19 protein-coding genes and 1 tRNA gene are annotated in these 23292 nt (G+C 65.5%); 8 read left to right on the top strand and 12 right to left on the bottom strand.

Translation table 11 applies throughout. The features are described 5' to 3' along the window. Positions 1 to 15: 15 nt before the first annotated feature. Positions 16 to 1206 carry an alpha/beta hydrolase family protein gene (locus EWM63_RS23415; protein ID WP_229487463.1) on the bottom strand — a complete coding sequence of 397 codons (1191 nt, stop codon included), beginning with the start codon at positions 1204 to 1206 and terminating at the stop codon, positions 16 to 18. 334 nt (positions 1207 to 1540) lie between these two features. Here EWM63_RS23415 and EWM63_RS23410 point away from each other — a divergent pair, with 334 nt between their 5' ends. Both EWM63_RS23410 and EWM63_RS23405 read left to right on the top strand, forming a co-directional pair. Further along, entirely contained in the window at positions 1541 to 1891 is a 351-nt protein-coding gene (locus tag EWM63_RS23410) for a hypothetical protein (protein ID WP_229487462.1), read from the top strand. A 91-nt stretch (positions 1892 to 1982) separates the two neighbouring features. Further along, positions 1983 to 2705, top strand: coding sequence for an HAD-IA family hydrolase (locus EWM63_RS23405; protein WP_130188683.1), 723 nt, complete (start codon positions 1983 to 1985; stop codon positions 2703 to 2705). A 35-nt stretch (positions 2706 to 2740) separates the two neighbouring features. Here the strand turns inward: EWM63_RS23405 and EWM63_RS23400 are convergent, their stop codons facing one another. Then, the gene (locus tag EWM63_RS23400) at positions 2741 to 3592 is read right to left on the bottom strand and encodes a phytanoyl-CoA dioxygenase family protein (RefSeq protein WP_229487461.1); all 852 of its coding nucleotides are present in this window, start codon (positions 3590 to 3592) and stop codon (positions 2741 to 2743) included. Between the two features lie 235 nt (positions 3593 to 3827). Between EWM63_RS23400 and EWM63_RS23395 the strand changes: the two genes are divergently transcribed. After that, positions 3828 to 5534 carry a histidine kinase famiy protein gene (locus tag EWM63_RS23395; RefSeq protein ID WP_130188682.1) on the top strand — a complete coding sequence of 569 codons (1707 nt, stop codon included), beginning with the start codon at positions 3828 to 3830 and terminating at the stop codon, positions 5532 to 5534. Positions 5535 to 5591: 57 nt separating this feature from the next. On the opposite strand, the gene EWM63_RS23390 is transcribed toward EWM63_RS23395, so the two are convergent. Then, positions 5592 to 6011: a PleD family two-component system response regulator gene (locus EWM63_RS23390; RefSeq protein ID WP_130188681.1), complete on the bottom strand. Its 420-nt coding sequence runs from the start codon at positions 6009 to 6011 to the stop codon at positions 5592 to 5594. 160 nt (positions 6012 to 6171) lie between these two features. On the opposite strand from EWM63_RS23390, the gene EWM63_RS23385 reads away from it, so the two are divergent. After that, complete coding sequence (locus EWM63_RS23385) at positions 6172 to 6942, top strand: phosphoribosyltransferase (protein ID WP_130188680.1); 771 nt, start codon at positions 6172 to 6174, stop codon at positions 6940 to 6942. A 28-nt stretch (positions 6943 to 6970) separates the two neighbouring features. Here the strand turns inward: EWM63_RS23385 and EWM63_RS23380 are convergent, their stop codons facing one another. From EWM63_RS23380 to EWM63_RS23365, 4 genes are all read right to left on the bottom strand, one after another. After that, positions 6971 to 7870 carry a ZIP family metal transporter gene (locus tag EWM63_RS23380; protein ID WP_130188679.1) on the bottom strand — a complete coding sequence of 300 codons (900 nt, stop codon included), beginning with the start codon at positions 7868 to 7870 and terminating at the stop codon, positions 6971 to 6973. Between the two features lies 1 nt (position 7871). Beyond that, the gene (locus EWM63_RS23375) at positions 7872 to 8828 is read right to left on the bottom strand and encodes a manganese catalase family protein (RefSeq protein WP_130188678.1); all 957 of its coding nucleotides are present in this window, start codon (positions 8826 to 8828) and stop codon (positions 7872 to 7874) included. A 199-nt stretch (positions 8829 to 9027) separates the two neighbouring features. Then, positions 9028 to 10092 (bottom strand): chemotaxis protein CheB, encoded by a 1065-nt coding sequence (locus tag EWM63_RS23370; protein ID WP_130188677.1) that lies wholly within the window; start codon positions 10090 to 10092, stop codon positions 9028 to 9030. 71 nt (positions 10093 to 10163) lie between these two features. Next, complete coding sequence (locus EWM63_RS23365; RefSeq protein ID WP_130188676.1) at positions 10164 to 14297, bottom strand: CheR family methyltransferase; 4134 nt, start codon at positions 14295 to 14297, stop codon at positions 10164 to 10166. 534 nt (positions 14298 to 14831) lie between these two features. Between EWM63_RS23365 and EWM63_RS23360 the strand changes: the two genes are divergently transcribed. After that, a complete protein-coding gene (locus EWM63_RS23360) occupies positions 14832 to 15341 on the top strand; it encodes a MarR family winged helix-turn-helix transcriptional regulator (RefSeq protein ID WP_130188675.1) in 510 nt (169 codons plus the stop codon). Between the two features lie 31 nt (positions 15342 to 15372). Continuing rightward, positions 15373 to 16308, top strand: a complete 936-nt coding sequence (locus EWM63_RS23355; RefSeq protein ID WP_130188674.1) for a gamma-glutamyl-gamma-aminobutyrate hydrolase family protein — start codon at positions 15373 to 15375, stop codon at positions 16306 to 16308. Positions 16309 to 16511: 203 nt separating this feature from the next. Here the strand turns inward: EWM63_RS23355 and EWM63_RS23350 are convergent, their stop codons facing one another. Both EWM63_RS23350 and EWM63_RS23345 read right to left on the bottom strand, forming a co-directional pair. Then, positions 16512 to 17633 carry a YbdK family carboxylate-amine ligase gene (locus EWM63_RS23350; RefSeq protein ID WP_130188673.1) on the bottom strand — a complete coding sequence of 374 codons (1122 nt, stop codon included), beginning with the start codon at positions 17631 to 17633 and terminating at the stop codon, positions 16512 to 16514. 2 nt (positions 17634 to 17635) lie between these two features. After that, positions 17636 to 18817 (bottom strand): cation:proton antiporter, encoded by a 1182-nt coding sequence (locus tag EWM63_RS23345; RefSeq protein ID WP_130188672.1) that lies wholly within the window; start codon positions 18815 to 18817, stop codon positions 17636 to 17638. Between the two features lie 194 nt (positions 18818 to 19011). On the opposite strand from EWM63_RS23345, the gene fghA reads away from it, so the two are divergent. Continuing rightward, complete coding sequence (gene fghA, locus EWM63_RS23340; RefSeq protein WP_130188671.1) at positions 19012 to 19848, top strand: S-formylglutathione hydrolase; 837 nt, start codon at positions 19012 to 19014, stop codon at positions 19846 to 19848. 77 nt (positions 19849 to 19925) lie between these two features. On the opposite strand, the gene EWM63_RS23335 is transcribed toward fghA, so the two are convergent. From EWM63_RS23335 to EWM63_RS23325, 3 genes are all read right to left on the bottom strand, one after another. Continuing rightward, on the bottom strand, positions 19926 to 20507 hold the full coding sequence (locus EWM63_RS23335) for a DJ-1/PfpI family protein (RefSeq protein WP_130188670.1): 582 nt from the start codon (positions 20505 to 20507) through the stop codon (positions 19926 to 19928). 193 nt (positions 20508 to 20700) lie between these two features. Beyond that, positions 20701 to 21663 (bottom strand): chemotaxis protein, encoded by a 963-nt coding sequence (locus EWM63_RS23330; protein WP_130188669.1) that lies wholly within the window; start codon positions 21661 to 21663, stop codon positions 20701 to 20703. Between the two features lie 304 nt (positions 21664 to 21967). After that, positions 21968 to 22043 (bottom strand) — tRNA-Gly (locus EWM63_RS23325). A 238-nt stretch (positions 22044 to 22281) separates the two neighbouring features. Between EWM63_RS23325 and EWM63_RS23320 the strand changes: the two genes are divergently transcribed. Further along, positions 22282 to 23220, top strand: coding sequence for a PEP-CTERM sorting domain-containing protein (locus EWM63_RS23320; RefSeq protein WP_130188668.1), 939 nt, complete (start codon positions 22282 to 22284; stop codon positions 23218 to 23220). The last annotated feature ends 72 nt before the right edge of the window (positions 23221 to 23292 follow it).

Here is a 23292-nt window from a genome sequence, read left to right as displayed (position 1 = left end):
AACCCGGCTGTGGACTCAGTCGGTGCGGCCCGTCATCGTGTCCTTCGGCTGCTCGGTCACTTCGCCCCACACCACGTAGTCATCCACCGAGTACAGCTTGCAGGGTTCGCGGCTGGCGGCCTGGCAGGCGGCCAGGGCGCGTTCGTTCGGCATTTCGCCCTCCTCGGCCCAGCCCCACGCGCCGGACGACGACACGGCGAACGCGCGCGGCGTCTGCTTGGTCAGGAAGGCCTTGTACTGCAGGCGCCCCTTCTCGGGCAGGAACGGCACGGCCGCCACGTCGTCGAGCAATGCGTAGTTGGTGCGCGGCCGCGGTGCCGGCTCGGCCACGGCATACACCTGCTCAGTCGGCATGCCCAGCTGGCGCAGGAAGCGTTCCACTTCGGGCAACCACACCTGCTGGCCGTCGCGGCTGCCCAGCATCGTGTGCGCATCGTGCTTGAACGGGCCGTAGGCCACCAGCTGCACCTTGCCGCCGTTGGCGGAAAACGCGTCGTACATGCGGTTCACGAGGGCGGGGCCGAAATAACTGTCGTTGGCGCCATACATCCACAATGTTTCAATGCGGTTCTTGCGGCCGAACTCGGCGAAGGCGCCCACCAGCGACTGCTGCCAGTCGCAGCTGCCGCCGTGCACCTTCAGGCCGCCGGCGAAATTCATGATGCCGCGCACGCCCGGCAAGTCCTGCGTGGACAGCGCAACGCTGGCCAGTCCGCCGTACGACTGCCCGGCGATGACGATGCGGTTCGGATCGACATAGGCCTGCTCGCGCGCATAGGCCACCACGTCGGCGATATCGCCGGCCTGCTGGTAGCCGTTGGCCTTCATGTTGCAGCCGAAGTCCGAATACGTGCCGCCCGAATGCGCGAAGCCGGTACGCATCGGCACCATCACCGCATAGCCACGGCGTACGAACTGCGTGGCCATGTAGACGAAGCGGTCGCGCGGCTGTGCGCGCGGATCGCCCGGCGATTTGCCGTGATTGATGACCAACAGGGGGAACGGGCCGGGGCCGGCGGGCTTGTACAGCGTGGTCTCGAGCTTCACGTTCATCCGCGGCCCGGCCGGTACCATCACGATCTGCTCGTTCAGGCGCGTATCGAGGGGGATCTGCTGCGCACCCGCGGACGGTGCCAGCATGGCGCACGACAGCACGGTGCTCGACAGGACGGCGGCAAACTGGCGAAGGCGGGACGATACGGACACGGCAAACTCTCGGGAAAATTGGCGTAAGGCAATAACCCAATTCTGGTGTCAATCCCCATCTATTGCAATCCAAAAAGATTAATCTGAGTAACTTTTGCGCGTTCGCAACATCCATTTCGTTGCTTTATGGAACTCCGGATTGTCAGTCACGCACATCTTGCATCTTCCCGGCGGCGCAGCCGCCATGGCATTCAGCCAACTCGTTGCCGAGGTATCCACGGCTTTCCCGTGGATTTCTCCTATTTACGACACCCTTGCCGCGCCCGACTGGATCAACCGGGCCACCACGGCGTGGTTCCAGTAAACTGGTGGCTCTTCTTGAGGGAAAAACTTCGTGGCGATTTCGGCATTGGGCATCGGCTTGACGGGACTGCAAGCCAATGTCAACGCGTTGGGCGTGCAGGCGCATAACACCGCCAACATGAACACCGATCATTTCGTTCCCCAGTCGGCCAGCTTCAACGAAGCGCGGCCGGCCGGCACCGGCGTCACGCTGTCGATCGCGGCGCGCGACCTGTCGGCCGCCGATCGTGTCGGCGGCGCGCCGTCCGGCACCGACCCGGCCGCGTCGTTTGCCTCGTCGCTCACCAATTCCCTCATGTACAAGGCGGGCTTCGACCTGTCCGCCAAGCTGATCCAGGCCGCCGACGAACGTCTCGGCACGCTGATCGACATCCGCGCCTGAGCGCCGCCCTCCTATCCGGGAGATCCGTTACGCCTGTTCAATTCGCGCCGTTATGGCATGATCGTCCGGTCACTTTTCAGACGGACCGGGCATGACGCTTATCGAACCACGCAGCGACGCACTCACCGACACCCTCGGCGGACGATACACCCACCTGATTTCCGATTGCGACGGCGTGCTGATCGACAGCGAAGCCGTGGCCCTGCAGGCGCTCGTCGATTTCCTGGCGCCGCTGCATGCCGACCGCGCGGCGCTTGCCGCCTTGATCCGGCCCCGCCTCGGCCTGAAGCTGGAAGCGCTCGTGCTCGGCGTGTGCGCCGAACTTGGCCTGCCCGAACCCACCGTGCCGGACCTGGCCGTGATGCGCTCCGTGGTGGAAGGCGAATGCGACCGCAAGGCACAGCCGATACCGGGCGTACGCGATGCCTATGCGGCGATTGCGCTGGTGAAGGCCGTGGCCAGCAACAGCCGCCACGTGCGCGTGCAGGGATTACTGGGGCGCACCGGCCTGGCGCCGCTGTTCGAAGGCGGCATCTACACGGCCGACATCGCCGGCCGCCCGAAGCCCGATCCCGCCGTTTACCTGGCCGCCGCGGCCGGCATGGGCACCGCCCCGGCACGCTGCATCGTCATCGAGGACAGCGTGACCGGCGTGCATGCCGCCGTGGCCGCGGGCGCCACCGTGCTGGGCTTCGGTGGCGGCGAGCACAGCCCGCCGGGCCAGGCGCAGCTGCTGCGCGACGCGGGCGCCGCTCACGTGTTCGGCGCGATGGCGGAATTGCCGGCGCTGGTCGGCCGACTGCTGGCCGGGTAAGCCCGCGATGGCGCGGCTGCGCGCCACCCGACATTTCAGCCCGGCCCACCCATCGTCGGTTCGCCGACACCCTGCAGCAGGCCCGCGATCGCATGCCCCTGCACGATCGGCTCGAGCCGGTCGACGACGCGGCATGCCAGGTGGCGGCGCACGTCTTCCGGCAGGCTGTCCCAATAGCCGCGCGTGACCTGCAGGTCGTGCTTGTCGGCATTCGTGCCGTCCGGCGCATCCACGCCGAGCACGAAGACGGGCCGCGACTTGTCCGAGCGGTTGGCGGTACCGCGGTGGATGGTCAGCGCCGAGCGCGCCGAAATGTCGCCCATCTGCGCCAGCTTGCGCTGCGCGCGCGCCTCGTAGCGCGGCCACAGGTCCTGGGCCGGGAACATGTGGTGGCCGCCGGCCAGGTCGTCCCATTGCGTGCCGGGCGCGATCTCGAACGGCCCCATGTCCTCGGTGACGTCGACCGTGGTGATATTGAATGCCAGCGAGTTCAGCCGGCGCCCCACGAGCGTGGCTTCCGGGCTCGCGAAATCGCGGTGCCATGGCTGGTGCAGCGCGCCGGGACCGGGCACGTCGAAGCCCGCTTCGACGATCCGGTAGTCCGGCCCGAGGATGGCCTCGCATACCGCCACCACCCATGGGTGCGTGATGATGTCGGCGAAGCCGCGCAGGCGCTCCGGGTGGATCTCGACATAGAAGCGGCTGGGCCCGCGGGGCAGCGCGCCGCCGGGCTGGCGCTGCGCTTCCGCGAACAGCGTGTCGATGTCCTCGCGCAGGCATTGCACCCAGTCGCGCGAAAACGCCCCCTTCAGCGCCGTGAAGCCATCGCCGTACAGCGCGCCCATGATCTGGGCCACTTCGTAGCCGCCACTGCGAATGCCGCTCACGTCTGCCTTCTCACTGCGGGTCTCGCTCCTGATTGCACTGCGGCTTTCGCTGCGATGCTCGTTCCGGTTCTCTTCCATGGTGTCCTCCGTTGCCGACATTGTAGGCAAAACCGTTGGCGGGCGCGGCACGGCTGGCCGTGGCGGATATGTGCGCGCGCGAACAGCGAAGCGCCCCCGCGGCCCTTACGATGAGCCGCAAACCCATTGAAAAAACAACGGCTCGGGAGGAGCAACCATGACGATCGGACGGCAGAAGGATGACGCCAGCGTACCGACCGAACAACAGGCCGACGGCAAGGTCATCGGCAAACTGGCGTGCGGCGAACTGGAAGGCAACGCGGTATCGACGCTGGGCAATCCGGGCGTACGGCACTGGCAGGCCACTTACCTCGACAACGCCGACCTGGCTGACCGTGGCAACATCTTCTTTGCCGCCGTCGAGATGACGCGGATGCCGATGCTGATCACCGACCCGAACCAGCCGGACGATCCGATCGTATTCGTCAACGGCGCCCTGCTCGACCTGACCCAGTACCAGGAATCGGAGCTGCTGGGCCGCAATTGTCGCATGCTCCAGGGGCCGGACACCGATCCGCGCACCGTTGCCGAGGTCCGCGAGGCGTTGCGCGAACAGCGCGCCGTGGCGGTCGACATCCTGAACTACAAGGCCGACGGCACGCCGTTCTGGAACGCGCTGTTCATCGGCCCCATCTTCGACAAGGCCGGCAAGCTGCGGTATTACTTCGCCTCGCAGATGGACATCACGCAGCGGCGCATCCATGAACAATCCTACCTGCAGGCGCAGAAGATGGAAGCGATCGGCCAGTTGACGGCCGGGCTGGCGCATGACTTCAACAACCTGCTGCAGGTCGTGAACGGCAACCTGGAGCTGGCCCAGCGCATGATCGATGCCAAGCCCCAGGCGCTGCAGGCCATCGGCCGTGCCCAGCGTGCCGCGATGAAGGGTGGCGCGCTCACGCAGCAATTGCTGACCTTCGCCCGCAAGCAGCGGCTGGAACCGCGCCGCATCAACCTCAATGCCCTCGTGCTCGAGTTTTCCGAAATGCTCGTGCGCACATTGGGACAGGAAGTGCAGCTCAAGCTCGACCTGCGGCCCGGCCTGCCGCCTTGCGTGCTCGATCCCACCCACCTCGAGATGGCGCTCCTGAATGTGCTGATCAATGCGCGCGATGCGTTGGGCGGCCATGGCGAAGTCACGGTCGGCACTTCGGTGCTGACCGATGCGCGGCGCCTGGCCATCCACCACCTGCCGCCGGGGCAGTACGTGGTGATCTGCGTGGTCGACAAGGGCGCCGGCATGACGCCGGAAGTGCTGCGCCGGGCCACCGAACCGTTCTTCACCACGAAAGGCCCGGGCACGGGCCTGGGCCTGGCGATGGTGCACGGCTTCGTGCAGCAGTCGCATGGTCGCCTCGACATCGAAAGCGCTCCCGGCACCGGCACGACGGTGCGCATGATCTTCCCCGTGGCCGACCAGGGCCAGGCCGGCGCCGCGCCGGAATCGGCGGACCAGGCCGGCAGGACCAACGGCAAGGTGAAGGACACCATCCTCCTCGTCGAGGACAACGAGGACGTGCGCCAGCTGGGGCAGACGATGCTCGAAGCGCGCGGCTATGCGATCGTGACGGCGGCGAGCGGCGAGGAAGCCCTGCAATTGCTGGAAGAGCACGAGGTCGGCCTGCTGTTTTCCGACGTGATCATGCCGGGCGGGATGACGGGCCTGCAGCTGGCCGAGGAAGTGCGCCGGCGCCGGCCGGACCTGCCGATCCTGCTGGCCACGGGCTATATGGAACAACTGCCGGATGCGCGCAGCCCGGCCTTCCCGGTGCTGCCGAAACCCTACAAGGAGAGCGAGCTGCTCGAGCGCATCGCCGGCGCGCTGGCCGGCCAGGATACGCGGCCGCATCCGGCCAGCGTGTAGCGGCTTGTGTAGCGTCTTGTGTAGCGGCCCGGTCGCCGATCGCCTGGCCTGAATGACTCAGGGCACCAGCGTGGGCCGGATGCCGAGGCAGTCGGTATCGACCACCCACATCGGCCGCCCGCCGTGCGAGGCGCGCGGCGTGCGCAGCACATAGTCGAAGCAGCGGTGCCGGTCCAGCAGGCCGATCGCCGGTGGCAGCAGGGCCAGCACGCGCATGCGCGCACAGCCGGGAATCGTGCGCAACGCCCGGGCCAGCTGGAATCCGTCGAGATAGCGCAGGTCCAGGCCCAGTACCGCGGCGGTCGGAAAGAAGGCACGCGCCTTGTCGAGCGCGGCCACGCCATCGAATGCGATCCGCACGGAGAACCCGGCCGTGCCGAACGTGCGGCCCAGTGCTTCGGCCAGTGCATGGTCGGCGCTGGCGACGAGCACACGGTCGCCTGGCCGGAACGGTGTGATCAGCGATGCAGTCGTCATTCTTTTCCCCCTTCTCAGAGCTGATTCTGGCATGGGTGGCTATTCCGGCTGTAGGCACACGCCTCGTACCGGCGTCAGATCAGACCGAATGCCTGCGGCGCGCGCACCTTCGGCGGATCGCGCTATGCTAGGCGGATACTGACCTCCGCGAGGCCGTGACATGAACAATTCACACCGGGACGACACCCACCGATTGTTCGAACGGCAGGCTGGAGCGCCGTTCGAAGCCTGCGGCCCGTATGGTCCGCATGGTCCGCATGGGCCGCATGGGCCGCATGTACCTTACGGGCCGTGCGCCGTTGAGGCCAGGCTGCCGTTCCGCGACCGGGCCCAGGCAGCAGAACTGCTGGGCGAGCGCCTGCTGCGCTGGCGCGGCAGCAAACCCCTCGTGCTGGCGATCCCGCGCGGCGCCGTGCCGATGGGCCGCATCGTTGCCGACCGCATCGAAGGCGAACTTGATGTCGTCATGGTGCGCAAGATTCCTTCCGCGATCGACGAGGAGCTGGCCGTGGGTGCCGTGGACGAGCATGGCACCGTGGAACTGGCGCCCTACTTCCACCGCACGCGCACCGGCATGGAATGGGTCACGGCGCAGGTGCGCCAGCAGGTGGCGCTGATGCAGCGCCGCCGCGCAGCCTATGGGCCGTCGGCGGACGTGCGCGGCCGTATCGTGATCGTCATCGACGATGGCCTGGCCACCGGCTCGACGATGGCCGCCGCGCTGAGGGTACTGCGCGCCCGCCAGCCGCGCTGGCTGGTCGCCTGCGTGCCCGTGGCTTCGAGCGAAGCCGTCGACCTGATCACGCCATTGTGCGACGACGTGACCGTGCTGGCCACGCCGCACAACTTCGTTTCCGTCAGCCGGCATTTCGAGGTGTTCCCGCAAGTCGAGGAAGCGGAAGTCATCCGGTTGCTGGACCGGGTTGCGTGAGCGCGCGGGCGTATTGACGCCCCGCCGTTTACGCCAGCGCCGTGTCGAGCACCATCATCAGGATGAAGCCGGCCACCACGGAGCACGAGGCACTTTTTGCATGCCCGTGGCGGTGCGCTTCGGGAATCACGTCGTGGCTGATCACGAACAGCATCGCGCCGGCCGCCAGTGCCAGGCCCCACGGCAGCATCCACCGCGCATACTCGATCAGCACGGCGCCGCCCACGGCCGCGACCGGTTCGATCAGGCCGGACGCAATGCCCAGCGCACAGGAAAACAGCCGGCCGTAACCGACCGTGCGCAGCGCCAGCGCCACCACGAGTCCTTCTGGCACGTCCTGGATCGAGATGCCGGTCGCCAGGCTGTGCGCCTTCGTCACATCCACGCCGGCATAGGCGACGCCGATCGCCAGCCCTTCCGGCAGGTTGTGGATGGCCACGGCGGCCACGAACAGCCATGCCCGCTTGAGCGAGTCGCGCCGTAACGCCCCATCCTTGGTGGCATCGACGCCTTCGAGGAAATTCTGTTCGCGCACCAGGTGATCCAGCAGCAATACCAGGCCCATGCCCAGCAGGATGCCGCCGCCAACGATCGAACTGGCTTCGAGCGCACCCGCACCTTCGCTCCTGGCCGCCGCGATCCCGGGGATCACGAGCGAGAACGCGGTGGCGGCCAGCATGACGCCGGCGCCGAAGCCCAGGAAACCATCATAGGTGCGTTGCGAGAAATTCTGCGACAGCAGCACCGGCAAGGTGCCGAGTGCCGTTGCCAGGGCGGCGGTGGCGCCGCCCATCAGTGCACCATGCACGCTGGCGTCGAACGCCTGCACGCCGCTGACGATCTGATGCAGCAACGCCAGCGCTCCACCGAGGCAGATCGCGGCGCCGAGCGCATAGCGCCAGACGGGGAAGACGCGCGCCAGCGGCATGTCAGGCTCCGGTCTTGGGTGCGGAGCCGTCCGGCGTCGACGGCACCGAGCCGCCCGTCGCCGAAGCGGAATCGATCTGGCCCGGATCGGCCATCATGCCCAGTTCGGCACCGGTCAGCGGATCGACACCCGGGTCGGACATCGTGCGCGCGGCCATCGCGTTGAGCAGCTCGGCGTCGCCTGCATCGAGCGTCACCGTGGCATCGCCGCCACCCCCGTCCACGTCCATCTGCTGGTCGCGGTCGGAAACGACCTGCCATTTCTCGCCGCTGTTCCACGGGCCGTTCAGTTCCGGACCACCCTGCGACATGTTGTAGTACACGCTGGCGAATTCCGGCCGGCCGGCCGTTTTCCCTGGCGGGAAGTTCGGCTGGATCGCATACAGCGCCTTCTCGAACGATTTCTGGTGGGCGATCTCGCGCGTCATCAGGAAGCCCAGCGCTTCGCGCACGCCCGGGTCAGGGGTCAGCGCGATCAGGCGCTCGTAGACGATCTTGGCGCGCGCCTCGGCGGCGATGTTCGAGCGCAGGTCGGCGGTCGGTTCGCTGATCGAGTCGATGTAGGCGGCGGTCCATGGCACGCCGGCCGAATTGGTCAGCGGCGCTCCTGCGCCATACAGCACCTGCGTGATGTGGCTGTCGTTGCCGGCGCCGGTGATGCGGCGGTACATCTCGCCTTCTTCATCGACGGCTTCGGACAGGCGGCCCTTGGCGCCCTTGTTCAGCATACAGACGATGTTACCGATCACTTCGAGGTGGCTGAGCTCTTCGGTCGCGATATCGAACAGCATGTCCTTGCGGCCCGGATCGTCCTCGGCAACGGCTTGCGTGAAGTAGCGCATCGCCGCCGCGAGTTCGCCTTGCGGGCCGCCGAATTGCTCCAGCATCAGGTTTGCCAGGCCAGGATTCGGTTCGCTGACCCGTACGGTGTATTGCAAACGCTTGTTGTGTGCAAACATTACTCCCTCCTAATCGGTTCATGGATGCCGGCGTGTACTGCCACGGCGTTAAAGCCGAGGCCGCGTAACGCCGGCATGCACATCATGAACGTTTAGAAAAAGTGCAAGTATAGGAACGCGGCGGCAGGGGCTGTAGGACAACGCCCGACCGATTTGCAACACCTGCCGGCCATCTTCGATTGCTTCACTGCTGCGGGCATCATCCGACACGGTCGGGCTGCGCAGCATGGCGCGCCTGCCCGTGGGTCATCAGCACGCGCCGCAATACTTCGCCGTCGCGCTGCGCCCGCCCAGCTCCTTCCAGGTACTCGGCGGCGGTTTGCGCATAGCCGGCCGCGATCGCGCTGTCGGCCATCTGGCGCAGCAGCTTTTCCTTTTCCTGCAGCGCCCGCATGGCCGACCACAGCGCCTCCTCGACGGCCGTGCCCTGCTGCTCGCACAGGTGCCGTTCGGTGAACGCATGGCCCGTGTGGCAGCGGAAGCGCTTCGGCACCACGCCGTGCATTTCCCACAGCGAGCCATGGCATTCCGGGCAGGTGAACGTGGATGGCGACGCGATCCGTGACAATGCCTCCATGCTGCTGTCCTCCAGCACAAAACGGTTTTCCAGCCGCACCCATTCCGGTACCTCGCGCGGCACGGTGCGGTCGGCGGCCAGGCTCTCGTCGACCATCTGCTCCAGCACATGGCCGATGTCGGCCAGGCGCAGCACGCGGTCCACGTCGACGTTGCGGATCGCGCTATCCGGCATGTCCGGCGCGAGCGCCTCCTCGGGCAATTGCACGATGGCCCTGCCGCCGCAGGCCTTGATCGCCTGCAGGCCGGCGGTGCCGTCGTCGAGCATGCCGGTCAGGACCACGCCGATCGCGCGCGGCCCGAAGGCCGCAGCGGCCGAGCGGAACAGCGGGTCGATGGCCGGCCGGGTGTGATTCTCCCGCGCGCCGCGCGACAGTACCGCGCGGCACAGGCGCCCGCCGTTGGCCTTGTCGCGCGTGATCATCAGGTGAACATCGGGCGGCGCGACGAGGATCCGGCCCGGCTCGATCACGTCGCCGTCGCGCGCATGGCGCACCGGCAGCCGCGTGGAGCCGGCCAGCAGCGAGGGCAGGATACTGTCGCGATCCCCCACGTGCATGACGACGAGGACGGCCGCCGCGAAGTTTTTCGGCAGGCCGGCGACAAGCGTGCGCAATGCTTCGACACCGCCGGTGGAGGTTCCGATCACGACCGCGTCATGGGCGGCAAAAATGGGAGATTGGCTCATCGTACCAGCATGCCCGCAGGCGCTTTCCCAGTCAGTACGCTAGGACACACAGCGTGCTTTTCCTTGTCCTCTTACGTGCGCGGCAACAGCCGGTCGACACGCTCGCTCAGCAGCTCCAGCGTGACCGGCTTCGTCATGAAGTCGGAGAACCCCGCCTCGCGCGCGCGCTGCACGTCCTGCTCGCGGGCCAGGCCGCTCAGCGCGATCGACGGCAGGTGCCGCAAGGCAGGCTCGGCGCGCACCGCGCGCATGAACTCGAAGCCATCCATGTCGGGCATCGACAGGTCGGAAATCACCAGGTCGACCTGGCGCTCGCGCAACAGGTCCAGCGCATGGCGGGCGCGCGTTGCCACCAGCACCTCGGCGCCCTCCAGTTCCAGCAGCGCCTGGAAGGTTTCCGCCGTTTCCTCCGTGTCGTCCAGGATCAGCACGCGGCGGCCGGCCAGCGCGCCATCGCTGCCGGCCGCACCGCCCGTTTCCTCCGGATGCAGTTCCGAGACCAGCGGCAGGCGCACCGTGAAGCGGCTGCCCTTGCCTGGCCCGTCGGACGCGGCTTCCACGCTGCCGCCGTGCAGTTCCACGAGCTGGCGCACCAGGGCCAGGCCGATGCCCAGGCCGGCCTTGTTGCGCACGGCCTGCGCGCCGCCCTGGCGGTACATGCGGAACATGTCGGGCAGGTGCGCCGGGTCGATGCCGGCGCCGTTGTCTTCCACGTCCACGCGCGCCATGCCGTCCTCGCGCGTCAATCGCAGTGCCACGATGCCGCCGGCCGGCGTGAATTTCACGGCGTTGCTGAGCAGGTTCAGCAGCACCTGTTCGATGCGCACCGGGTCCACCGACACCATCAGCGGCTGCTCATGGGGTTCGAAGCGCAGCGTGAGGCTCTCCACCACGGGATCGGCGCGCATCACGTCGATGAGGTGCGCGGCGATGTCGGCCATGTCGACGTCGCGGCAGGCCAGCGCCAGCTTGCCCGTGGACACGCGCGACATGTCCATCAGGTCTTCGATGATCTTGGCCTGGCTGGCGACGGAATTGCGGATGATGGACGCGGCCCGCAGCGCCGGCGGCGACTGCCGCACGGCGGGCAGCCGCGACAGCAGTTCCACGTTGATGTAGATGAGGTTCAGCGGATGGCGCAGCTCGTGCGACATCACGGCCAGGAATTCATCCTTCATGGCGCTGATGCTCTCGGCCTGCGTGCGGCCGGCCTGCTCGGTCGTAAGCGCGGCCTCGCGCCGGTGTTCCTGCTGCACGCGGGAAGTCTGGTCGCGCGCGATCTTGGCAAAGCCGTGGAAATTGCCGCGCTGCAGTGGCGTGGTGACGCCGGCGCAGAAGAAGCGCGAGCCGTCCTTGCGCAGGTGCCAGCGCTCGTCCTCGGCGCGTCCTTCCTCGGCGGCGCGGCGGCGTTCATCTTCCGGCGCGCCTTCGGCCCGGTCTTCCGGGGTGAAGATGACGTCCAGGCTCTTGCCCAGCATTTCCTGCTCGGTCCAGCCGAAATTGCGCTCGGCGCCCTTGTTCCAGCCCGTGACGAAGCCGTCGTCATCCAGGGCGATGATGGCGAAATCGTTGGTGGTTTCCGCCACCAGGCGCATCCACATCTCGCCGCTGCGCACCTGCTCCTCGGCCTCGCGGCGGCCGGTGATGTCGAAGAACGTCATCACGGCGCCCTCGATCTTGTCCTCGGTGGTGCGGTAGGGCAGCAGGCGCACGATGTAGTAGCGGCCTTCGTTGCTGCGCACCTCGCGCTCGACGGGGCGCAGCGTTTCAAAGGTGGACGACACGTCGCCGGCCAGCTGGTCGTAGTCGAGGCGGTGCGTGATGTCGAGCAGCGAACGGCCGATGTCGGTGGGGATGATCGAGAAGATGTCGGCCGCGCGCGGCGTGAAGCGCTTGATGCGCATGGCCCGGTCGACGAAGATGGTGGCGATGTCGGTGGAGGCGATCAGGTTGTTCAGGTCGTCGTTGGCCTTGCCCGTTTCCTCGACCTTCACTTTCAGCTCGTAGTTGACGGTGATGAGTTCCTCGTTGACCGACTGCAGCTCTTCCTTCGAGGTTTCCAGTTCCTCGGTGGCCGAGCGCAGTTCCTCGTTAATGGCCTGCAATTCCTCGTTCGATGCGCGCAGTTCCTCGTTGGACACCTCGGCATGCTCGATGGTTTCCTGCAGCTTTTCCTTGCTGCGCTGCAGTTCGGCCTCGAGCTGGTTCAGCACCAGGTCCTTGTGCTGGGCGAACACCTCGTGCGTTTCGCCGTTGACCGACTGGGCGGTTTCCTCGAACTGCACGAGGGCGAATTCCATGTTGGCCAGCTCGTCGTTGAACGGCCGCACGATGATGTTCACGAACCAGGCCTTGTCGTCGCGCTTGACGAGCACGCGCTGGGCCTCGACGCTGGTGCCGGCCTGCTGCGCCTGGAACAGCGCCGTGCGCAGTTCCAGGCGCAGCTCCGGCAGCACCAGTGCCAGCGCGTTGCGCGAGGGCTCGCCGCCCACATGGCGCAGGAACCGGCCGGCGGAATCGGACATGTGCACGATGTTCGATTCGCGGTCCACCACCAGGCTGGGCGGGGCGAACCGCGACAGCGCGCGCTGGTGCACTTCCGAGTACGAGAACTGGCGGCGCACGGCACCGCCGACATGGACGTGCTCCGGCACGCGGTTGATGGGCGCGCTCGACAGCGCCGGCACGTAGCGCGCCGCGCGCGACAGCGGGCGGGCCCGGTAGATGCGGTTCTTCTTGTCGAATGGGACGAAGAACTCGGCGGCCGCGTCGGCCGATTCGGACGAGCCGAGGAACAGGAAGCCATCGGGCTTGAGCGCCGAGTGGAACATTTCCATCACGCGCAACTGCACGTCGCGGTTCAGGTAGATCAGCAGGTTGCGGCACGAGATCATGTCCAGCTTCGAGAATGGCGGATCGCGCAGCAGGTTGTGCGAGGCGAACAGGATGCGGTCGCGGATCGTCTTGCGGATGCGGAAGCGATCGTCTTCCTTCGTGAAGAACTGGCGCAGCCGCGTGGGCGGCACGTCCATCACGATCGATGCCGGATAGAGGCCGGCCCGCGCCGTGCTGATCGCATGCTCGTCGATGTCCGACGCGAACACCTGGATTTCCGGCGGCCGGTCCAGCTGCGAGGCCTGGTCGGCCAGCAGCATGGTGACCGAATACGCTTCCTGGCCGGTCGCGCAGGCCGCCACCCAGACACGCACCTGCTCGCCGCGCACCTTGTCGCGGAACAGTTCCGGAATCACGTTGCGCTCGAGTTCCTCGAACGCCTCGCGGTCGCGGAAGAAGTTCGTCACGCCGATGAGCATGTCGTTCAGCAGCGCCTTGTATTCGCCGGGCTCGCGTTCGAGCAGCTGGGCGTAATCGGGCAGCGTCGACACGCTTTTCACCTGCAGCCGGCGCTCGATGCGGCGCAGCACGGTGGCGCGCTTGTAATGGCGGAAGTCGTGGCCCGTGTGCGCGCACAACATCGTGATGACGCTCTGCAGCGCTTCCTCGTCGTCGACCTTTTCTTCTTCCTCCACCGGGCCGATCGCACCGTCGCCATCGCCGGGCGGCGGCAAGTGGATGTGGCGGGCGTTTTCCCACAGTTCGACCAGCTTGCTCCCGATCTCGGCGGCAGGCAGCACGAAGTCGATCATGCCGGTATTGATGGCCGCCTGCGGCATGCCTTCGTGCTCGGCATCGGACGGCTCCTGCGCCAGCGTGATGCCGCCCTGCTCCTTGACGCGCTCGATGCCGACGGCACCATCGGAGCCGGTGCCGGACAGCACGATGGCAAAGGCCCGCTCGCGGTGCGCCGCCGCCAGCGTGCGAAAGAACACGTCGATTGCGATATGGAAGCCGGGGCTGCGCTGCAGTTCCGAAACGCTGAGGCTGCCGTCATCCATCGACAGCTGCTGGTTCGGCGCGATCACGTACACATGGTCGGGCTTGAGCGCCGTGCGTTCGACAACCTGGAGGACCGGCATCTGCGTGGCCCGCTGCAGCACGTTGTCCGCCGAGCTCTGGTGCTTGGGCGACAGGTGCAGGATCACCACGAAGGCCATGCCGCTGTCGGGCGGCAGGTGTTCGAAGAACCGCAGCAGCGCCGGGAGCCCGCCCGCCGAAGCGCCCAGCCCGACGACGGGAAAACGCAGGTGGCTGAGAGCGACGTTCGGGTCGGCGTTTTCCGCCTCGGACTTACCGGATTGCGACATGTGGAGTGGGCGTGGTCTAGAGAGCACTGAAGTCTACTCCAATCATGTAACAAAAATAAGCCCGCAACGGTTACGAACGGCCCAAATCTGCTTTTGACTACGACATCGATAGAAGGTTCCGGGAATTTGCGCCGTGTTGACGGCGGTTTGGGAGGATATGTACAGGACAACCGCTCCGGCGCACGCGCTTCGGAAAACTGTGTACCAGCGTCGTGATCGCGATGCGCCGTCGAGGATATTGCCGTGCAAGTCCCTCGATCGGCGCATGGGGCGCGTCGTTGGCTGGCAGGCAGATCCGTTGCCCGTTGTGCATGCGGAGGCAGAAGCCACGGCGGCCAGGCCGACAAGGCATGTGTTGCGCAGATGAAGTCCAGCCGGGTAAACCATTTCGCACATCCGTGCGTTGACTGTCACTGGAGACAAGCTGGACAACTGGCAGTCACGGCGCGGGCGTTGGCCCGACGGGTGGAACAAACCGTGAAACATATTTCTAAAATGAATTCAAGCCACGCACACGAAGGAGATGCGCAAGCCATGAGCAGCACCGTGAAATCCAACGGCAAGACGCCGGACAGCGCGCCGACGCCGCACCTGGAGGCGCTGCAGAAGCTGCGCATCGTGATCCGCGCGGCGCAGCGCCATTCCCTGTGGATCGAAAAACAGTGCGGCGTGAACGGCGCGCAGCTGTGGATCATGCAGGAACTGGCCGACGTGCCCGGACTGCGCGTGGGCCAGGTCACGGCGCGCCTGGCGATCGCGCAGACCACCACCAGCAACCTGCTCGATGGCCTGGTAAGGAAGGGCTACGTCGTCAAGACGCGCGACCTCGAAGATGCGCGTGTGGTAAAACTGGCATTGTCCGATACCGGCCGGGCATTGCTGGATGCCGCGCCGAAACCGGCGCGCGGCCTGCTGCCGGAAGCGCTGGCAAAGCTGGACGGTGCCGAACTGGCCAAGCTGAACAAGGGCCTGCAGGGCCTGCTGGAATCGATCGAGGACCTGGACGAAGGGTTCGGCCTGCAGCCGCTGCCCTTCACGATGTGAACACGCATATAGCCACTCATAAAGGAATGGAATGAACGACGAGCAGCGCGGCTCCGACCGCGAACACTCGCGAAGGAAGGACGATACCCCGCGTTACGTCGACCCCGGCGATTCGGTGTTTTCCCTGTGGGGCCGGGTAATCCGCGCGCGCTACCAGCGCATCGCCGCGTCGCTGACGCGCCATGTGATGCAGCGCCCGCTGCGCATCGGCATCTCGGCGCGCATCTTTCATCCCGAAGCCGGCTCCACGGGCCTGCGCAGCAAGAACCTGCAATACCTGGAAGAGTCGATCGCGCACTGGGTAATGTCGCGCGACGTGCTCGTATTCATGATCCCTACCGTGAATACGAGCGGGCTGCTGCACCCGTCCAACATCCGCCTGCGCGATTATGCGCGCCACCTGGACGGCCTCGTGCTGCAGGGCGGCGCCGACGTGTCGCCGCACACGTACTCCGAAGCGCCCACGCGCCCCGAATGGAGCGGCGACCGCGCGCGCGACATGTATGAACTGGAACTGCTGCATGAATTCGTGGAGGCCGGCAAGCCGGTGATGGGCATCTGCCGCGGCTGCCAGCTGATCAACGTGGCATTCGGCGGCACGCTGTACCAGGACATCGCCACCGACGTGCCCACCGCGATGCCGCACGTGCACGACGACTACGACCGCCACCGCCACGAGATCGCCTTCCCGCCGGGCTCCTCGCTGGCCAAGCTGTTCAAGGAAACCAAGGGCGGTGTCGTCAACTCGATCCACCACCAGGCCGTGAAGACGCTGGGGCGCGACATGGATGTCGAAGCACTGTCGGTGCCCGACCAAATGATCGAGGCCATCCGCTACCGCAAGGCGCCGTTCGTGATGGGCCTGCAGTGGCACCCCGAATTCCACCGCGCCGGCGGCCAGGAACTGCTCGACTGCACGGGCATCCTCGACAACTTCCTGCGCGTGGCCCGCGAAACGCGGTTCTAGGCCAGCGGCCTTCGCGATACCTGGTGTCTGACACTATTTCCGGGCGACTCATCCGGAAATAGTGTCAGACACCGGTTTTCCGCAGATGCATCGGGGGACAACCGGTGTCGGACACCTTTTCCAAAAAGCCGGAAAAAGTGTCCGACACCAGGCCCTAAATGTTGCCCTAAAAATGGGGACGTACCCCATTTTTAGAGCAACTATTACCGCCGGCCGCGGAAGCGCTGCACGGCGGCGTCCACAATCCCTTCCACGCTGCCGCTGGCGGCGAACTGGTCGCGCAGGTATTGCGCGTCGCTGCCCATGTGCGTGACCTGCATCAGGTGATTCAGCGCAGCACTGCCGCCGAGCTTTTCGGCGTAAGGGTCCATGCGCCGCAGCGTGGTGAGGATGTCTTCGCGCAACGACAGGCTTTCGTAGGTTTTCGGGTGCACCACGGTGCCATCGAGGCCGAAGCGGCAGGCCTGGAAACGGTTGTAGTTGTAGACGAGGTAATCGTCCTCGGCCGGCGCTTCCTCTTTCCGGTCCAACAGGTAGGCGCACAGCGCCTGCAGGTACGAGGCCAGCGCGGCCGCCCGCTCCACCGTCAGCGGCGTGTCGCACACGCGCAGCTCGATGGTGCCGTATTCGGGCTTCGGCCGCAGGTCCCAGTAAAAGTCCTTCATGCTCTTGATGACGCCCGTGTGCTCCATCTTGGCGAAGTAGCCGTTGGCGAATTCATCCCATGACAGCGTGAACGGCGCACGGCCGCTCATCGGGAATGCGAACACGGAATTGAGGCGCGCCGAATTGAACAGCGTGTCGCCGCCCTGCACGAACGGCGACGAGGCCGACAGCGCGATGAAATGCGGCAGGTAGCGCGACAGCGAATGCAGCAGGAACAGCGCGTTGTCGCCATTGCCGGTGCCGATGTGCACGTGCTGGCCGAACACGGTGAACTGCTTGGCCAGGTAGCCGTACAGCGACGATACTTCCTTGAAGCGGGGCTTCTCGAAGATGCGGCGGTCGACCCACTTCTGGAACGGGTGCGTGCCGCCGCCGCAGATGCCGATGTTGAGCTTCTCGCCGGCCTGCACGAGCGTGTCGCGCACCTCGTGCAACTGCGCCAGCAGCTCGCTGTGGCGGGTGTGCACGTCGCTGTTAATCTCGATCATGCTTTCCGTGATCTCCGGCGTCACGTGGCCGGGGAACGGCTTTTGCGCCAGCAGGTGCAGCAGGTCCGGGCTCGATGCGGTCAGGTCGTAATCGGAAAAACTGACGAGCTGCAGCTCGAGCTCCACGCCCATCGTCAGCGGCGTCGATTCCTTGAACGGTTCCAGTGCCATGCTTACTCCTCTTTCGTCGTTTCACGCGCCCAGATCAGGGAACGCTGGGTGATGATGGGGCCGAGCACCTCCATGAACACGGTCATCGCCGCCACGGCCGCCAGCTCGTCGATGAACACGACGCCGGAATTCTTGGTCTGCTCGAGCAGCAGCACGACAAACACCGACATCGGCGCCAGCGCCATGCCGGTGGCCACGCCCTTGCGCCACGGGATGCCGGACAGCTGCGAGAACGCGGCCACGCCGGCCGTCTTCACGGCGAAGCGGGCGATCAGCAGCACGAAGGCCAGCATGCCGCCGTTGACGACATTGTTCCAGTCCAGCGTGGACACGGCAAACACGAACAGCAGGATCATCAGCAGTTCGCCGATGGCGCCGAAATTGCGCTGCGTGCGCGTGAAGGCCACGCGGCGGTGGCGCGCCGTCAGGCCGAAGGCCAGCGTGGCCAGCACGGGGGACAGGTCGTACGCATGCGTGATCGCCACCAGAATCACCACCACCAGCGCGAAGGCCAGCGTGCCTTCGCGCGCCAGGTTGCCCAGGCGGCGCAGCACGGCCGGCACGAGCATGCCGCACACGGCGCCCAGCAGGGCCGACGACACCAGTTCGATGGCCGACAGCGAGATCGCCTGCGTCAGGCTGCCCGACGTGTTGAATACCCAGAAGCCGACGATGACCTTGAACGTCAGCACGGCCAGCACGCAGTTCAGCGCAACCAGGTGCAGCAACCGTTCGGTGGCCTGGCCGGAGCTGCGCTGCTCGTTGATGACCCGCAGCACGCCGGCCGGCGACGTGGACATGGCCAGCGATGCCAGCAGCAGTGACGGCATGGTATCCATGCCCCACAGACTGGCGATCAGGTAGACGATGCCGAACGTGGCGAAGCTTTCCGCAAGGCCGCTGACGGCCACCCACGGATTCACGCGCAGCCAGTTCAGGTTGACCCGGTAACCCAGCTCGAACAGGATCAGGCCGAACGCGACGTTGGCCATCACGGCGACGGGACTGCCCGCTTCGGTGGCGAACAGGTCGGGAAACGCCTGGGCACACACGAAACCGACCAGGCCGTACACGCTGATGCGGGGAAGACGGGTGTAGCGGTGAATGAATTCGCCGGCAAGCCAGGCGAGCAGTACAGCGAGCGGCCACGCGAGATCGGCCGAGATGACCAGGAAATCTGGCATTAGGGTTCCTCCTATTGTTGGGTACTTGGGCCGGGCAGGATCGGCGGAAACTACATTTGCGCGAATGTAGTTGATAATGACCGGTGTTGCAAGGGAAACTCATCCGTAAGATGACTATATAGCAAGATCCGGCGCGGCGTCGCACAGCTCGCTGCTACAATGCGGACACTTATCGATATACCAAGAGGATCACCATGCTGGAACTGGTCAGCGAGCATGCCTGCCACGGCGGCGTGCAACGCTTCTACAAGCACGACTCGCAGGCGATCGGGTTGCCGATGCGCTTTTCCGTCTTCATTCCGCCGCACGCGGCGGCATCGCCCCTGCCGGCGCTGTTCTTCCTGGCGGGGCTGACCTGCACCGAAGAGACGTTCATGGCCAAGGCCGGCGCCCAGCGCGTGGCGGCCGAACTGGCTCTGGTGCTGGTGGCGCCGGACACGAGTCCGCGCGGCGCCGGCGTGCCCGGCGAAACGGATGCATGGGATTTCGGCGCGGGTGCCGGCTTCTATCTCGACGCCACGCAGGCGCCGTGGGCGCGGCACTACCGGATGGAAAGCTACCTCCACGAACTGCGCGAGCTCGTGGTGCGCGAACTGCCGGTCGACGGCACGCGGATCGGCATCTTCGGCCATTCGATGGGCGGCCACGGCGCGCTGACGCTGGCGCTGCGCCGGCCAGACCTGTTCAAGTCCGTTTCGGCATTCGCACCGATCGCCGCGCCGAGCCAGTGCCCGTGGGGCCGCAAGGCGTTCACGGGCTACCTGGGCTCGGACGAATTCACCTGGGCGGAGCACGATGCCACGGCGCTGATGGCGCACCGCTGCACACCGTTCCCGAACGGGATCCTCGTTGACCAGGGCCTGGCCGACAAGTTCCTGCACGAGCAACTGAAACCCGAGCTGTTCGAGACCGCCTGCGCGAAAGCGGGCCAGCCGCTGACACTGCGGCGGCACGCGGGCTACGACCACGGGTATTACTTCATCGCCACGTTCATCGAAGACCACCTGCGCTGGCATGCGCCGCAGCTGTAGTTCCTAAGCTTTGCGATTTACGGCCTGACGCATCACAGCTTTTTGCATCACAGCTTTACGCGTCACAGCTTTACGCGTCACAGCTTTATCTCTGTGCCCAGCTTTTGCAAGAACTGCGCGATCCATTGCGGATGCGCGGGCCATGCCGGCGCGGTGACGAACTGGCCGTCGGTGACGGCGGCATCGACGGCGATGTCGGCGAATTCGGCGCCGGCCAGTTTCACTTCCGGCGCGCAGGCCGGATAGCAGGAGATTTTCCGGCCGCGGATCACGTCCGCCGCCGCCAGCACTTGCGCGCCGTGGCACACGGCGGCGATCGGCTTGCCGCTGTCGGCGAACTGCTTGACGATCTCGATCACGCGCGGATTCAGGCGCAGGTACTCGGGCGCACGGCCACCGGCGATCGCCAGCGCATCGTAGTTCGCAACGTCGACATCGTCGAATGCGGCGTTCAGCGTGAACTGGTGGCCGGGCTTCTCCGTGTAGGTCTGGTCGCCCTCGAAATCATGGATGGCCGTCTTGATCTTGTCGCCGGCGCCCTTGCCGGGGCAGACGGCGTGCACCGTGTGCCCCACGGCCTGCAGTGCCTGGAACGGCACCATCGTTTCATAGTCCTCGGCAAAGTCGCCGGTCAGGAACAGAATGGTTTTTGCTGCCATGCTAGCCTCCCTTCGTTGAACGAAAGGCAATCATAACACCAAGAAAAACTGGGGACGTACCCCTGTTTTCAGGCAATAACCCACCCCGGATCGCACGAAAACGGGGACGAAAAAAATGGGGACGTACCCCTGTTTAGCGGCAATCTATTGCCTCTAAACCAGGGTACGTCCCCAGTTTGTTTGCGTGGAAAGCCTACGCTTCCTTCTTGTGCAGCACGCTCTTGATGGTGGCGGCCAGGTCTTCGGCCACGAACTTGGCCACGTAGGCGTCGGCGCCCACGCCCTTCACGTGATCCTCGTTGGTCTTGCCGGACAGCGAGGAATGGATCACCACCGGGATCTTCGAGAAGCGCGGGTCCTGCTTGATCTTGCGGGTCAGCGTGAAGCCATCCATTTCCGGCATTTCCAGGTCGGTCAGCACGAGTGCCACGCGGTCGGCCACGTCGATGCCTTCGGCCTTGCAGCCGACGGCGATGCTGTTGAGCTTGTCCCACGCTTCCTTGCCGGATTTCGTCATCACGAACGGCGCATGCATCGCCTGCAGGCCCTGTTCGATCAGGTTGCGTGCCACCACCGAGTCGTCCGCGGCCAGGATGAAGGAGCCCTGCTTCAGCGCGATGGTCGGTATCGATTCCGGGTCCACTTCCTTGCCTTCGGCCGGCACCATGCGGCGCAAGATCGTTTCCACGTCCAGCACCTGCGCCAGGCGCGTGCCGGACGTGTCGCCATCGAGGCGGGCGATCGACGTCACCATGCCGGTCGCGTTGCTGCCTTCGGCCGTCAGCACCTGGCTCCAGTCCATGCGCACGATCTCTTCCACCGACTCCACGGCGAAAGCCTGCGTGGTGCGGGCGAATTCCGTCACCAGCATGATGTTCAGGCCGGTCTTGGGCTTGACGCCGACGATCGCCGGCAAGTCCATCACGGGAATGATCTGGCCGCGCAGGTTCACCACGCCCAGCATGTGCGGCTGCGCGCCGGCCACCGCCGTCACCGGCGGCATCGCCACGATTTCGCGGATCTTAAACACATTGATGCCATACAACTCGGAACGGTCGCCATTCTCGTCGCCACCCAGGCGGAACAGCAGCAGTTCGAATTTGTTCGTGTTGGTGAGGTTGGTGCGTTCGTCGATTTCCTGTTGTACGCTTTTCATCAATGTTCCCCGATCGTCATAGCTGGCCGCCAAGCGGCGCGAATGAAAGTGAGTATAGGCGAGAAAACTTCGCGCACAGTCGTTCCTGTACATTAAGCTAATGCAGAATAGTGCCGAGAAACAACAGTTTGTGGCGCCGGCAAAACAGCCTTGCGCGGCAGGGAAGTGAAATGACGCCAGGAAGCGGATTGGCCCCGAGATTGGGACAACACCTGGAACGAAACCCGGGGTGAAAAAAGGCGAACACCGGGGTGAAGGCCGCAATGAAAAACGGCAGCCCGAAGGCTGCCGTTTTTCTGAATCCTGGAGCGGGAGAAGAGTCTCGAACTCTCGACCTCAACCTTGGCAAGGTTGCGCTCTACCAACTGAGCTACTCCCGCAGAAGAGGCATGATTATGCCAGACCGTTTTGATAATTACCAGAGTCGCTTGCATGGATTTCCTCGTACTGGCGACCATGGGAGCGTCGGCAATCTTTGCACTTTGCGCCGCAAGGCGGTCTCGTCACCGCCAAGTGATTGAAATCGCAATACAAATTTCCCTGGCACTATTAATGCTCTAGAGACAGCTAGCCCGGCCTGCGCCGGGTCACGCCAACCAGCCAACTCTAGGGGCAACCATGATACGACCCAGTAAAGCATTGCTCGTGGGGGCTGCGGCCGCCACGTTGGGCATGCAGTCCGCCAGCGCCAGCACATTCGCCTCGGCGATCCTGGACATGAACAACTTCAGGATCTCGCACGCCAACGGCACCGTGTACCGGAACACGGATTTCTCCAAGCTCATCGGGGTGAACGATGCCCATGCGATGGCTTCGCTGAACACTGTCCAGGTGAGCAGATCGGCCTTCGGCGCCACGCCCGACGTGGCACGCCAGTGCGTGGGCACGCCCTGCCCGGCCTTCGGCGAAAACAACTTCACGCCCTACCATGCGCTGCTGCCGATGAGCGGCAACTTCGGCTACGCGGACCAGAACTTCACGGGTTCCGGCATTTCCGTGAATGGCGCCGCGGCCGGCGCGCGCTCGCAAACGCGGGCCGACGTGGCCACGTCGCAGAACATGCAATTTGCAAACAGCAATTCGTCGGTCGGCAGTTCGAACACCATGGCGTTCCGCCTCGGGGCCACCGATTCGATGACGATCTCGTTCGACGCCATGGCCTATGCCATGGCCTACGCGTCGCCCGACGGCCGGCCCACCACGACCGCGAACGCACGCATTTCCTGGAGCGCGAACATCGTCGACCTCGTGACCGGTACCACCGTGTTCCACTTCGCGCCGGAACAACTCAACAGCATGGCCATCGTCAGCCGCACGCATGGCGCCAATGGCACGTCGCTGTACACGCTGCCCGGCGGCTCGCTCCACTTCAACGCGACGTCGCCGCTGCTGCTGGCCAATCGCGACTACCAGATCACGGTGCAGCACAACACCCTCGTCAGCGCGCTGCAGCACGAAATACCGGAGCCGGCCTCGCTGGCGATCCTCGGCACCGGCCTGTGCGCGATGGTGGCCACCCGCCGCCGCGCCGGTCGCCGTAGCTTGCCGCGCGCCTGATCATTTTTTCCTGTTCGCCCGCGGCGCCCGCCGCGGGCTTTTTTTTCGGGCGCCCTCCGGCATGCCCGCCCC

The organism is Pseudoduganella lutea (genome assembly GCF_004209755.1).
GTDB classification, from domain to species: Bacteria; Pseudomonadota; Gammaproteobacteria; order Burkholderiales; family Burkholderiaceae_D; genus Rugamonas; species Rugamonas lutea.
Note: the sequence above shows the minus strand (reverse complement) of the source record. Positions and strands in the feature narration are given on the sequence as shown.